The organism is Rhizobium sp. WYCCWR 11146 (assembly GCF_013591995.1).
In the GTDB taxonomy this organism is placed as follows: domain Bacteria; phylum Pseudomonadota; class Alphaproteobacteria; order Rhizobiales; family Rhizobiaceae; genus Rhizobium; species Rhizobium indicum.
Map to the genome: position 1 here is coordinate 54,955 of NZ_JACCEY010000011.1, position 13,065 is coordinate 68,019.

The window sequence follows — 13,065 nt, forward strand, 5'->3', positions numbered from 1 at the left end:
GTTTCACTTTGCAAGAATGAAATGTTCAAATGAACATTTGATTGCCAGCCGCGACCGACGATCACCCGTGCTGGGTTGGCGCAATGCTGGCGACAGCCTCAGGTTCGAGGTGCGCTGTTCTTAGGTCGGGGATATGGACTAAGCGCCGTATAACTGGCCGCATGGGCTTGGTCGCCTTTGGGTGACAGCGCAAGCGTGAACGCCTCCATGGCGTTCACCGTTAACGGCCGTTGCTGCCCGGATCTTCACAACTCTCCCGTTGTGATCACTTTATCGGCCTTCCGACCTCTTCCAATTGGGACCTCTCATCGCCGCCACCGGCGGGTCCCAATTTTGCAGCACCCTGCAGACTTCGGCTCTGGTGGGCGCGCCGGTGCGACCGCCGAAAACCTGGCATTTGAGCGCCGCCGCCATGGATGACAAGCGCATCGCCTCTTCGATCGGCATGCCTTCGGCGATAGCCAACGCGAAAGCGCCATGGAAGATATCGCCGGCTGCGAGCGTATCGACGGCCCTCACCTTCGGAGCGACAAGATGGACAACTTCGCCGGTTCGGTCATCGAACCAGAAGCAGCCGTTTTCGCCAGCCGTGACGCTGATGAAGGCATGCTCGAACTTTCGCTTGAGAAGGCCGACGACCTTCACCAGCTCGGCTGTTCCGGCAAGCCGTTCGGCCGCCGGCTGCGAGAACACGATGTGGCTGGCGGCCGGTGCAAGCATCTCGATCACGCCATCGCCTGCAACGTCACCATCGAGAATGGCCGGAATGGCCGCGTCTCTGGCTGCCACCAACGTCCGCAGCGCAAGCTTCGGCCACCGGACGTCGACCAGCACCGCATCGAAAGCAGAAATTTCCTGTTTTGTGACCGGCTTGATCGTCTCGTGCAGGCCTGCATCGTAGAAAGGCACGATCAAGCGCTCGCCCTGATCATCGACAAGGATCGTCGAAACGGCCGAGCGGGCGCCTACCACGCGCAGCATGCCGCCCGTGTCTATGCCGCTATCGCTGAGGTCGGCAATGATGCGTTCGCCAGTGGAATCATCGCCGACTGCACCCCAGAGGCTGGCATTGCCGCCCAGCCGGGCGACTGCAAAGGCAGCACTCGATGCCATGCCCTCGGCGACCTGCAGCATATCGTAAGGCAGGATTTTGCCCTGGCCAGTCGGTAGCGAGCGTACACGAAACAGGGTGTCCATAACCGCCGCGCCGACACACAAAACGCGGCGCGCCTGACCGGGAGGCGGGTCGAAGATAGAAATAGAAGAAGTCGTCAAAACCGTAGTCTCACCCGCTCACTTGACGGCGCCGGCCGTCAGGCCCGCTACGATCTGCCGTTGCGCGAACACCGTCAATATCAGCACCGGCAAGGTGACAATCAATGCCGCCGCCGCCAGCGGACCCCAACTGACCTGTTCGAATGAGAGCATGTTGTAGACGGCGACGGGGAGCGTGCGCGTCTCGCGACTGGCGAGCACGATGCCGAAGACGAAGTTGTTCCACGAGAAGATGACCGAGAGGATGAAGGCGACGACAATGCCTGGCCTGGCGATCGGCAAGGCGACCAGCCGGAAAACCTGCCAGGGTGTTGCGCCGTCGATGCTTGCAGCCTCTTCCAGCTCCATCGGCGTCGTCTCGAAATAACCGATCATGATCCACACGACGATCGGCACAGTGACGACGAGATGGATAATGATCTGCGGCAGCAGCGTGCCGAGCAGATTCAGCCACTGGAACAGCAGGAAGAGCGGGATCAGGAAGGAAAGGCCGGGCGTCATGCGCGCGATCATGATGACCAACGCAGACTTCTCAGCCTTCAGGCGCGCGATGCCATATCCGGCCGGTACGCCGATCAGCAGCGCCAGAAGCGTGGCGGCACCGGTCACCAGCACCGAATTCCAGAGATAGAGGAAGAAGTTGTTCTCCTCGAAAACCTTCAGATAGTTCGACCAGGCAAAGCGCTCCGGGATGAAGATCGGCGGATAAGCGCCGTTGTCGATTTCATATTTCAGCGACAGCGAGATCATCCAGAGGAAGAACAGGACGACCGGCGATATCATCACCAGGGCAACAAACAGCAAGCCGATGCGATCGAGCGTCTTGCGCTTCATCAGCGTGCCTCCCCGTCGGACCAGTTCGCGCGCTGCCGCAGCATCATCAGGACGAAGGCGAGCAGGACGATGAGGATGAAAAAGACAACCGCCATCGCAGATCCATAGCCAATATCGTAGTAAGCGAAAGCAGTGTTGTAGAGATAGATGTTGATCGTTTCCGACGCCGTGCCCGGGCCGCCCTGGGTCATGGCGTAAATGATGTCGAAACTTTTCACCGCATCGATGCTGCGGATCATCACGGCAATCATCAGGAATGGCGCGATCATCGGCAGCGTCAGATAGCGAAATTTCTGCCAGACATTGGCTCCGTCGATTTCGGCACTTTCATAGGGCTCGCGTGGAACCGCCGCCAGACCGCCGAGCACAATCAGCATGATAAGCGGCGTCCATTGCCAAGTCTCGACCAGCACCAGCGATGGGATGACGCTGTTCTGATTATAGATCCACTCCTGCGGGCCGATGCCGATGAGGGAGAGAAGATAGTTGAGGACGCCGAGCTGCGGGTGGAACATCATCGTCCAGACGAGGGCGATGGCGACGGGCGTCGCCATCATCGGCATCACGAATATGCCACGCAGAAGGCCGCGCAGCGGAAATTGCGTATCGAAGATCAGCGCGGCGAGCGTCCCTAGGAAAAGGGGCGCCACCACGGAGAGCGTCGTATAGAGCACCGTATGCCACAGCGAGTCCCAGAAGCGCATGTCCACGACCAGGCGGGCATAGTTGTCCAGTCCCGCAAAGACCTGGGACTGGCCAAGCGTCCAGCTGTTGACGCTCATCCAAAGGGTAAACACCCATGGAAAAACGATGACGGCCGCAATGACGATGAGCGCCGGGATGACGAAAGGCCAGTAGTTGGGAGCAAACCGATCCGGTTTGCTCCTTCCTTTCGACGTCTTGGCCACTGCGGCCGTTTCGATGCTTGTCGAGGCCATTATCCCTCGCTTTTCGCCAGGACGGGTTCGAACTGCGCCGTCGCTGCCTTCAGCTCGGTTTCGGGATCGGCGCCGCCGATCATGTTGGTGAGACCGACACCATAGACGTCGCGGAACTCGGTGACCGGAATGATGACCGGCAGCGCGAGCTGCGAGATCTTGCCGGAACCGACAACGGCATCAAGCCAGGCGCCCGGCATCTTGACGCCTTCGCGGACCTTCGCATCCTCGAGGACGGACTGGCGGAAAGGAACGCCGGCGCCGGCCTGCAGCAGACGTGCGCCCATTTCATGCGAAATCGCCCATTGGCAGAAGAGGTAGCCGGCTTCTTTCTTCTGACTTGCCGCGACGACGCCGAGCCCGTCGCCGAAGGTGCCCGCGGCCTGTGCCTTCGGACCTTTCGGCATGATGCCGTAACCGACCTGGCCGACGACGCGCGACTTTTCCGGATTCTCGATCGGCGGCGCAAAACCGACGCCGTCCAGCCACATGCCGATCTTGCCCTGCAGGAAGGCCGACTGCGCCTCGGCCCAGTTGAAGCCGGAGACGCCGGGAGGGGCGGTCTTGGTCATCAGCTTTTGATACAGCTTGGCTGCATCGATCGCTTCTTGCGATGTCGTGCGCAGCTTGCCATCAGGGCCGAGCGGGCTCGAACCATAGCCGAGCAGCAGCGACGTCCAGACCGGCGTATTGGCGTTCTTCAGGCCGCGGGCGACGAAGCCGTAGGTGTTGCTCGAAGGATCGGTGAGCGCTTCCGCAGCACTGGCGAGTTCTTCAAACGTCGTCGGGTAGGCCAGCCCCTTCTTCTCGAACAGCGTCTTGTTCCAGTAGATGATCCAGTAATCGACCGAGAATGGAAGCGAACGCAGAACGCCGTCCGGATCTTTGGCGAAAGTCAGGCCGGCTTCGGCAAAGTCGGTTTCAACCAGAGACGGGTCGGTCAGCGAGGGGTCCTTGAGAAACCCGCCGATATCGGCAAGCCAGCCGCCCTTTTCGAACTGCCGCTTCTGGACATGATAGCTCATGTGCACGACATCGAAGCTCGGCTTGCCGGAGCTCAGCTCGATGGTCGTTTTCTGGCGCTGCTGTTGTTCGGGTGTCGCTTCGGCATTGACCTTGATGCCGGTGAGCTCCTCGAATTCGGACAGGTACTTCAGAAGTATTTCGCTGCGCGGGCTCTTGACCAGGTTGACTTCAAGCGTCGTGCCGGCAAAGCGCTTCCAATCGACGGCAGCCGATGCAAACCGGACGCCGAGCATGCTGCTGGCGCCAAAAGCGGCCGTACCTGCCAGAAAGCCGCGTCTCGTCGGGTTCAAAAACGATGACATGTGATTCCTCCTCCTTTTGCCGGCGATCTCCTCATCCCCGGCTGTTTATTTCCGATTATATCCTGAGCGCACGATCTCTTGCATGATTGATATGTGCGACAAGGCTGTTGACGGAGTCCTCCGCCGATCGTCGTTCGATTGCCTCGAGCACCTTCAGGTGCTCAACCATGACAGGTCCGACGTGACCATCGATGCGAAAACGGTCCTGACTGATCAGGCGCATCTTGATCGAGTTCACCCGGTAAGCGTTCGAGATGATGGTATTTCCCAAAGCATCGATAAAGGCGTCATGCATGCCCCAATCGACAGCTTGCGCGTGTACTTCCAATTCGTGCGATCCATCGCCATTTCGAATGGCGTCGGCGATATCCCGATGCTGCTTCACAAGCCCGGCGACCGTCTCGTCAGACGCGGAGTGGGTGAAAAGCGCGACCGCTTCCTTCTCCAGGAAGACGCGCAGCTGGAACGCCTCGCGAATGAGGTTCAGGTCGATATGCGCGATCTGCAACCCCCGCTGGGGCACCGTCTTGATCAGACCTTCGGCTTCGAGCCTCGGGATGAGTTCGCGGATGGCGCCAAGCGTCAGCCCTGTCAGCTCGACGAGGCGCCGCTGCGAAACGAACTGGCCGGGGCGCACGTCACGCGCAAGAAGATGGCGTGTGAAGCTCTCATACGCCTTTTCCCGCAGTGTCGGCTGCTCGTCCGTTCCGTCCATCGCCTCTCCCAGAAACATCTCCGACCTATGCCGCCTTCGAGCGGAAAAGAGTGTCGAACGCAAGAGCGAGTTGCGCCTGCCCTTCGTCGGATATTGAAACGAGTGGTGGGCGAACCGCAAGCCAGATTTCATCCGACGTCAAGTGAGCGACCATCGCTTTCACGGCAGCGGTCACCGGAAATTTCAACAATTCGGCCACGAAATCCTCTATGCGAGAATCGTCTTTGCCCTCTTCCGCCATCAGCTTGACTTCGCGAGGTACGAAATTCGCCATGCCGGAGATCGCACCCTGGCCGCCAAGCCGCACGCCCTTCGCCAGGTGACGTTCGTCGCCCACCAGGATGACGAGATCGCCATGCGCCTTCAGCAGCTTTTCCGTAAAAGGCCAGTCGCCGGAGGAATCTTTGACGCCCGTAACGACATTGGGAAAGGCGGTTCGTAGCCGGCCGATTAGCAATACACTCAGCGGAACCATGGTGACCGAAGGAATGTTGTAGACGATTATGTCTCGCGCCTTGTCGCCCAGAATAGCGAAAACAGCCGAAAACCACTGGAAGACGCCGTCGTCACTCACGTTCTTGAAATAGGACGGTGGCGCAAGAAGGATATTGCGGGCTCCCTTGGAGAGCGCATGACCGGCCTGCATCGCCGCATCCTCGGCAGCGTCGACCAGCACACCGACGATGATCTGCTTTGCGGCTATCCCACTGTCGAGCATGGAAGCGAGGATACGCTCACGTTCCTGGGTGCCGAGGGAAGAGCCTTCACCCGTCGTCCCGAACAGGGTCACACTCGAGCAGCCGGCCGCGAGGCTGCGCCGTGCCTGCTCGATCATCGCCTCGATCGCGATATCGCCATTGCTGTCGAACGGCGTGGCAAGAGCAACCGAGAGCCCGAATTTTTGTGTCAAATATGCTTCCTCCCAATGAACGGATCAGATGTAGCAAACTAACATGTTAGCTGTAAAGAGGTGATTGCGCACTGCTACAAGAATGTCGAGGCAGTCGCTTTCTCACGATCAACTGGCATGCCTCGCCGTCGGCCCATTCGCCCGCACGAGCGCCATCAGCATCGGGCCGATTGCAAACTCGCCCTTTTCGGTCCTTCGGGTCAGATCTCTGAGATAACCGCCGGGCGAGTTGATGTGCCCTCCCCTTTCCAGGATGCAGGCGATCACGGTGGCGGCGTTTTCCGGCCCCATGCCCGAGCAGGCTTCCTCATAGGCCGAGGGACTGACGCCGAGCATCGAGCGCACGACGACGGCGGCCGACATCAGGTCTCGCCAATTACCGATGGTTCCGCCGAGCCCATAGTCGAGAATACTGGGGCAGGCCTGGAGGACGAGGCCGAGCGGGAAGGATTTCAGGCCTGGTCCGGCGCCCGGATCGGCCGCGCCTCCCGCCCTGTTGTTCATCCCGACGGAAGGCTTTTGCTGTTTCAATCTTCGCTCCTCCAGCGGCCCGGCGTTCGGGTTGTTATCGACCGCTGCCTTTTCGCCCTGCTTCGTTTCGAAGCTTGGTTCAAGTTCATAAATGGAGTCGGGATTTGAATTCTGTTTGTGATGCTCAATTTGAGACTCATTGGCGTCTATTTTTTTTGTTTTTATCCGTCTTTCCAGCATGTTGACGACCTCTGCGCGCAGCATCCCCATCTCGTCGAGCAGCGGTGCCAGGTCTTCGGCGGTCGCCACCCGTGGAATTCGGGCGAGAAGCGTTCGAAACATTGTCGAAATCCCTTCCCAATCACCGGAAACCCTTTCTTCGAGCGCTGTCGTGATCAATTTGGAAATGTCCCGCCGGCACAGCGTCAGGCGTTCCCTGGTCACCCGCAACAGCTCCCGGTCGGCAACCGCCTGAGCAGCCAGGCTTTCGATTTCGACAGCACGCGCCAGAAGCGGTGCGACGCTGAAGCCGAAGGCATCGCCGATAGCCCCTGCCCTGTCGCGGCGCGCATAACGCTTTCCATTCGGGCTGTCCTTGCGCAGGATCAGGCCGGCCTCGACCAGGACGGCAAGATGCCGCCTGAGGGTTGCCGGCGTCATGCCACGAGCGCGCAACGAAAGCTGCGCATTCGACGGGAAGACGATCAGTCCCTTTTCCTCGGAGATTTCGTCGTCAGGGTAGAAGGTCAAAAGCGCGTCGAGCACCGTCAGCGCCCGATCGGTGACGCCAAGCGCCGGCCGCGCTTCGCAGATCGCCCTGAACAGCTTCCATTTGCTGCGTTTCATCCCCGGCTCGATGGTCTCGGCCAGTTGCTGGCTTGCCAGCATGCCAAGCGACATCGGCCGCCGCCCAAAGGGCGTCGTCACATATCCACTCTCCATTCGCCTTCACCTTCGTTCAGGCAAAAGAAATCCATCCACCAATTTGGTGCCTAAGACGCTTGACTGTGATTCGGGGAAATGCGATTCTCGATGTGCTTAAGATCTGAGAAGGGCTTCCACGGCGTCGTCGTTGGGGGCCTTTTTCTTTTGCGCGCTACGCTCCTCTGTCCTTGTTGAACTCCTGGAACAGGCCCTTCAGCCTTTCCTGGACGAATTGATCAAAACCGGGCGCGGTCTTGCCGTCGAAGATAAAGGTCGCACCGGATGCTGTCTTCTTGATCATGACAGGCACGCCACTAACCTGGGCTTTGGCCACCGCCGGCTTCGGCGCAGCCGTCTTCTTCGTTGCCAGAACGAGTGCCCGCTGAAACCGCTCGTCGCTCGAAATTTTGCGCGCGTCGTCCGCGGACAACTCCGCGATGATCTTCTTGACGTCGGCTTTCTCAAGCCGCTCGCCCAGTTCCAACCATCGCCGGCGGCCGATATCAGGTGCTGCACCTATGGCGTTGACGAGATCAAGGGGGACCTGTCGTATGACGATCAGCATTCTCGACAGCGCCGCCTTGTCCACGCCGAGAGCCGCCATGATGACATCGCGGCCAAAGCTGCGTTCCTCGAGCCGCGATGCGAAGAGTGCGCGCTCGATGTAGGAGAGATTGGTTCGAGCGCTGTTTTCCTGTCCCTGGCTGACGACCAGCTGACCGTCGGTGAGATCGCGGACGACCGCACGCACCCTGATGCCAATTTCTCGGGTGGCAGCCAGGCGACGATGGCCGTAGGCGACCTGGTAGCGTCCCCTGCTTTCAGGATGCGGGCGGACAAGGATCGGAACCTGCTGCCCGTGCTCGCGGATCTGCTCGACAAGCTGCGCAAGTTCGGCCGCGTCGATCGCCAATCGATCGCTGACGAAGGAAGCGTCGATCAGTCCGGGATCGAGTTCGACGATGGTCTGGCCACTGGCAAGCTGCCGTTCCAGCTCACTCGCCCGCTCCATTTTCTCGGTAATGTTGCCGAGAGTCTTGGTAATGCCGCCGACCGGCGCGGCACTGCGCTCCTGCGGCACGAATCCGGCGATCGGACGATTGTCGCGCGGTGCGATTGCGTCCACCCTTGCCGGATTCGGAGCGGAAATTTCGATAAGGTTCTTGCGCGCCATCTATCTATTTCCTCCCCCAGGTGGAGCGAATATGCGCCTCGATCTCGCCATTCACGAGGTTGAGGGATTCCAGTGCCCGATCGTAGGTTCCGCGTGTGAATTGCGACCGCTCGACCTCGTAGAGTGTCTGCTTGGTGACGCCGGCATCGGCGACTGCCGTCGACTTCACCATGGCGTTGTGGAGCATTCGATTGCCGAAGATCGCCCGCATGAAGCCGGTCATCTGGCTTTGCGGTCCGTCGTTCGGCTCGAACCGCGTCACGAGATAGCGCATCCAGTCATAGCTAGTACGCCCGCCGGCCTTTTCCACGACCGACATCAGCTCACTCGTCATCGTCAGAAACTGCGACATCGACATGACATCCAGCATCTGCGGGTGGACCGTGATCAAGACCGAGGTTGCCGCGCAGAGCGCCGACATCGTCAGGAACCCCAGTTGCGGCGGGCAGTCGATGACCACGACGTCGTAAAGGCTTTCGATCTCCGTCAGGACCTCGCCGATGCGGGCAAAGAACATCGTCTCCGCCGTACCCGACGCCATCGCCTTCGGCGTCTCGTGCTCGAATTCCATCAGCTCGAGATTGCCCGGAATGAGATGCAGATTGGGCGTGTAGGTGGCACGCACGATGTCGGCGATGGGGCGCGGCTCCTCATATCGGATCGCACCGTAGATCGTTTCGCCCTCTCCGACATCGAATTCCGGCTGATGGCCGAACAAGGCGGACAAGGAGGCTTGCGGATCGAGGTCGACGGCGAGCACGCGGTAGCCCCTGAGCGCCATGAACTGCGCCAGATGGGCCGCGGTGGTGGTCTTGCCCGAGCCGCCCTTGAAATTCATGACGGAGACGATCTGGAGCTTTTCCCCCGGCCTGCGGGCCGGCACATATTTCGGCGTTCCGTTTCGCTCGTCGAGGACCCGGCGAATCCGGTCCATATCGGTTGCACTGTAAAGCCGCCGTCCGTTTGCGAGCGGATCAGGCCCATGGCCGTCGGCGGCCACCTGGCGGAGATAACCTTCGCCGATACCGATGAAGGCCGCAGCTTCCGCCGGCGAAAATGTTCTGATGGTCTTTTGCGAGAGCGGGGGAAAGATTTTTGCCTGATGCTGCTGAAGTTGATAGGATAACTCCTTCGCATCTGTTGCCAGAAGCGACGGGAGATGCTCTTGATCGTCCTGAAGAGCAAGGCTCGGCTGCATGATCTTTTTCCCAAGTAACTGCGCAATTTTGAACGAAAGCGCTTCAGTTGCGCAGTTACTATATGCCTCGATTCGTTACCAATTTACAAATGCTTAACCAAACCGTCCGTTTCAGCGCCATCGCGGCGGCTGGCGACATGAGCCAGATTTCAAGTGATTCGCGCATTGCCGATCACTCGAAGTGACTAACCACGGTGGCTTTCCAGCCGACCGGGAGGTCAACCGCGTCGCCATATAAGCCTAATGTATCAATAGCTTGGGCGCTTTCTCTCTATTTCCCATCGTCCTTCAGGTAGTTGTTGCCGTTGATCACCAGAAGCCCGTCGGAACCTTTGTCCGGTTCGAATATGCTCATGGTCTCGATCTTGCCACTGGCGTCGGTCAGCTCGAGGCGATAGCCGGAAAGCTTGTAGCGTCCGCTTGCGCCCGGTCGGTCGCTTGACGTGGTGACGCCCGATTGCGATCCGCCGATTTCGTTCGTCATCGAAGCGCCCGACCAGCCTGTGCGTTCGAAAGTACCGTTTCGATGAAGCGTCAGCGTATGGCTGGACGCCATCGATCCCGATGAGGTCGCGGTCATGCCGCTCGAGGCGAAGGTGGATACCCATTCGCCGTCGAGCGTCGCACTCTCATCAAATGGCGGCACGGCACGGTAGTCTGCGTCGGCAATCTCCAGGTCTTCGCCTTTTTTCGAGAATGGTTTCGTCTCGATCTCGATCGTGCCGTAGGCAGAGGTGACGCTGCGCATTTCGATCGATCCGGCAGAGGAGAAGAACCCGCCGCCGGCAAGCTTGTAGAGGCCGCAATCGGTCGGGGTGTCCCTGCAATGTTCGGCAATGCTCCGGCCGCCCTTCGGCAGCTCCGTGCTGAACAGGCCCTTCGGATCGAACATGGTGATCGTGCTGTCAGAATAAAAATCCATGCCGCCGAAGACGTTCGGCCGGAGTCCGGTATCGAGATGGGTGAAGACGCCGTCCAGCCCGCCGTCGTCGCTCGCCGGCACGAGATCGAAATCCTTGTCGGAAGGATCAAGCTTCACTGAGCGCACGAGCGTTGTGAAATCGGCCTCGGCGCTACTGCTTCTGTCACCATTCACATTCAGCAGCACGAGCTGTAGATAGGCCTGCTGCTTGTCGCCGGCGATGCCGACGACGATCTGGTTGATGGTCACGTTCTTCTGATGGACGCAGCAGCGTTCTTCCAAACGGATGTCGTGACCGTTCACCGTGACCCCATAATGCTTGATCAGGATATCTTCCTTCGCCATGTCGGGAAGCGTCGCGACGAAGGTCTCCATGCCGGCCTGCAGGGAATTGCGCGCTGCCGGGAGCGGCTTGGTGATCTGGATCAGAGCACTGCCACGTTTGTCGTCCTCCGTTTCCGGAAAATCTTTCTGCAGCATGAAGAGATTGCCCTTGCCGGCTTTCCTCGAGCCGGAAGCGGAATCGGGCAGGGTCACCGTCAGGCCGCCAATGTCAGCGGGCGCCGCCAATGCCTGGGAGTAGGACAGGAGGCAGAAAATGACGAGAACGAAGCCGAAGGCCGATTTGCCCCGGCCGATCCGATCGATATGCGCGTTGCCCATGCGCCCTCTCCTCGCGTTTCGACTACCGCCGACGGGATTTGGAGCTGGGCGCGGCCATTTCAACCCTGAGCTTCATGAAGGTTTATTGAATGCTTCGACACACGCCGTATCAATGAGCTTAGGAAACAGGCGCTATCAGTTTCAATGACGGGAAATAGGACCGATAGCGGCCGACATCGCGGGTCAACAGCGGCAGTTGTTCTACGGCTGCGTGAGCGCCGATGAAGAAATCGGGAAGCACGCCGGTGCGTGACCCACCTGCCTTGCGATATTGCGTGAAGACCTTGCCCGCAAGAAACAGGGCGGCCTTCGGCATCGGCCTCATCTCGAGGCCGGCCTCTTCCAGAAAAGTCTCGGGCGCTTCGATCCTGTCGTACCGAACCGCAAGTTCGGCATAGATGACATCATTGATCAGCAGGGAACCTTCGATGCTCGCCGTCTCGAGCTGGGCTATGGACCAACTCGACCATTTCGGGTCATCGGTCACGAGGTCCAGAAGAACATTGGTGTCGACGAGCGTCACGTTTCGCCACGCGTCAAAGCCATGATGGCGTCGGTATCAAGGCCCTTGCCGGCATGGCCGCGCAGCTTCTCGAAGCGACTGGCCGGCCGCTTCCTGTCAGCGCGCGTCAGAACCACACTGCCGTCGGCAGCGCGATGAAAATCGACCTGGCTGCCGGGAACGATGCCAAGCAGATCCCGGACCCGCTTTGGAATGGTCACCTGCCCTTTCGCGGTAACGGTCGTGGCCATATTGGGCGCCTTTGTAATACTTTCCTATTGAAGAGTATTACCTGCATTGTAAAATTTCAAGCCCAATGCCTTGCTGCAGAAGTCGGTTGCTAAGCGGCCATCGATTGGTAGAGCCAGTCGGAAAGCGTCTGGCGCGCCACGCGCGCACCGGCGCCGGGAACCAGAGCGTCGTCGGTCAGTTCGACGCCGAAATACGACGTGGATCGATCGGTTATCACCTGCCGTTCGTCTTCGTTCGCGGCGAGATAGATCCGGGCGATTTCATCGATGCCGAACTGCTCCGGGCCGCCGATTTCGACGACATCGCCCGAGGGAGCACCGGCTGTCAGTTCCGCCAGGAATGCTGCGACATCCCCGGCTGCGACCGGTCTCATCAAGGCCGATGGCAATCGAAAGACATTGCCTTCGGCCCCGATGTCGATCAATCCGTTTATGAACTCGTAAAATTGCGTGGAGCGGAGGATCGTATAGGGTCGACCTGAAGCCCGGATGAGATTTTCCTGCACCATTTTCGCGCGAAAATAGTCGCTTTCCACGAGGCGCGGCGTGCCAACGACCGAGAGTGCGAGATAGTGTCTGATGCCGGCTTCCGCCGCAGCTGCGAGCAAGTTCTTCGTCGACGCCTTGAAGAAATCGAACGCCGAACTGTCGCCGAACGATGCGGCATTGGTCACGTCTACAACGACTTCGGTTCCCGCCATCGCCACGTCCAGACCCTTGCCGGTAACCGTGTCGACGCCAAGCGACAATGATGCGGCCGCGACGTCGTGGCCCGATCGGCGCAACTTCTCGCTGAGCCGCGTTCCGATGAGACCGCTTGCTCCCACCACCGTGACTTTCATATCGGCATCCTCTGTTGCATGTCGTCTACAATGCCTCACGCCGATCGACAATGACCGGAAAGCCGGACGCCTTCCATCGTTCTTGAGGTCTGGCGCCCTAGCCGAAGGGCATAGCGGT

At 59.5% G+C, this 13,065-nt stretch carries 13 protein-coding genes; all 13 read right to left on the reverse strand.

The annotated features are described in order from the left end of the window. Window positions 1–270 precede the first annotated feature (270 nt). Entirely contained in the window at window positions 271–1,275 is a 1,005-nt protein-coding gene (locus HX899_RS06865) for a sugar kinase (protein ID WP_138388868.1), read from the reverse strand. An 18-nt stretch (window positions 1,276–1,293) separates the two neighbouring features. Beyond that, window positions 1,294–2,109 (reverse strand): carbohydrate ABC transporter permease, encoded by an 816-nt coding sequence (locus HX899_RS06870; protein ID WP_064655543.1) that lies wholly within the window; start codon window positions 2,107–2,109, stop codon window positions 1,294–1,296. Then, on the reverse strand, window positions 2,109–3,047 hold the full coding sequence (locus tag HX899_RS06875; protein WP_138388867.1) for a carbohydrate ABC transporter permease: 939 nt from the start codon (window positions 3,045–3,047) through the stop codon (window positions 2,109–2,111). Before HX899_RS06875 ends, HX899_RS06870 begins: the two co-directional genes overlap by 1 nt. Continuing rightward, a complete protein-coding gene (locus tag HX899_RS06880) occupies window positions 3,047–4,375 on the reverse strand; it encodes an ABC transporter substrate-binding protein (RefSeq protein ID WP_138388866.1) in 1,329 nt (442 codons plus the stop codon). Before HX899_RS06880 ends, HX899_RS06875 begins: the two co-directional genes overlap by 1 nt. Window positions 4,376–4,430: 55 nt before the next feature. After that, window positions 4,431–5,108: a GntR family transcriptional regulator gene (locus HX899_RS06885; RefSeq protein ID WP_181291976.1), complete on the reverse strand. Its 678-nt coding sequence runs from the start codon at window positions 5,106–5,108 to the stop codon at window positions 4,431–4,433. 7 nt (window positions 5,109–5,115) lie between these two features. Next, window positions 5,116–6,000: a dihydrodipicolinate synthase family protein gene (locus HX899_RS06890; RefSeq protein WP_181291977.1), complete on the reverse strand. Its 885-nt coding sequence runs from the start codon at window positions 5,998–6,000 to the stop codon at window positions 5,116–5,118. 108 nt (window positions 6,001–6,108) lie between these two features. Next, the gene (gene repC, locus HX899_RS06895) at window positions 6,109–7,413 is read right to left on the reverse strand and encodes a plasmid replication protein RepC (RefSeq protein ID WP_181291978.1); all 1,305 of its coding nucleotides are present in this window, start codon (window positions 7,411–7,413) and stop codon (window positions 6,109–6,111) included. A gap of 154 nt (window positions 7,414–7,567) precedes the next feature. Continuing rightward, window positions 7,568–8,569 (reverse strand): plasmid partitioning protein RepB, encoded by a 1,002-nt coding sequence (gene repB / locus HX899_RS06900; protein ID WP_180195494.1) that lies wholly within the window; start codon window positions 8,567–8,569, stop codon window positions 7,568–7,570. A gap of 4 nt (window positions 8,570–8,573) precedes the next feature. Next, a complete protein-coding gene (gene repA, locus HX899_RS06905; protein ID WP_017991335.1) occupies window positions 8,574–9,767 on the reverse strand; it encodes a plasmid partitioning protein RepA in 1,194 nt (397 codons plus the stop codon). 271 nt (window positions 9,768–10,038) lie between these two features. After that, the gene (locus HX899_RS06910) at window positions 10,039–11,352 is read right to left on the reverse strand and encodes a hypothetical protein (RefSeq protein WP_181291979.1); all 1,314 of its coding nucleotides are present in this window, start codon (window positions 11,350–11,352) and stop codon (window positions 10,039–10,041) included. 118 nt (window positions 11,353–11,470) lie between these two features. Further along, complete coding sequence (locus tag HX899_RS06915; RefSeq protein ID WP_181291980.1) at window positions 11,471–11,875, reverse strand: type II toxin-antitoxin system VapC family toxin; 405 nt, start codon at window positions 11,873–11,875, stop codon at window positions 11,471–11,473. Then, on the reverse strand, window positions 11,872–12,105 hold the full coding sequence (locus HX899_RS06920; protein ID WP_181291981.1) for an AbrB/MazE/SpoVT family DNA-binding domain-containing protein: 234 nt from the start codon (window positions 12,103–12,105) through the stop codon (window positions 11,872–11,874). Before HX899_RS06920 ends, HX899_RS06915 begins: the two co-directional genes overlap by 4 nt. An 89-nt stretch (window positions 12,106–12,194) precedes the next feature. Continuing rightward, the gene (locus HX899_RS06925) at window positions 12,195–12,947 is read right to left on the reverse strand and encodes an SDR family oxidoreductase (RefSeq protein ID WP_181291982.1); all 753 of its coding nucleotides are present in this window, start codon (window positions 12,945–12,947) and stop codon (window positions 12,195–12,197) included. Window positions 12,948–13,065 lie beyond the last annotated feature (118 nt).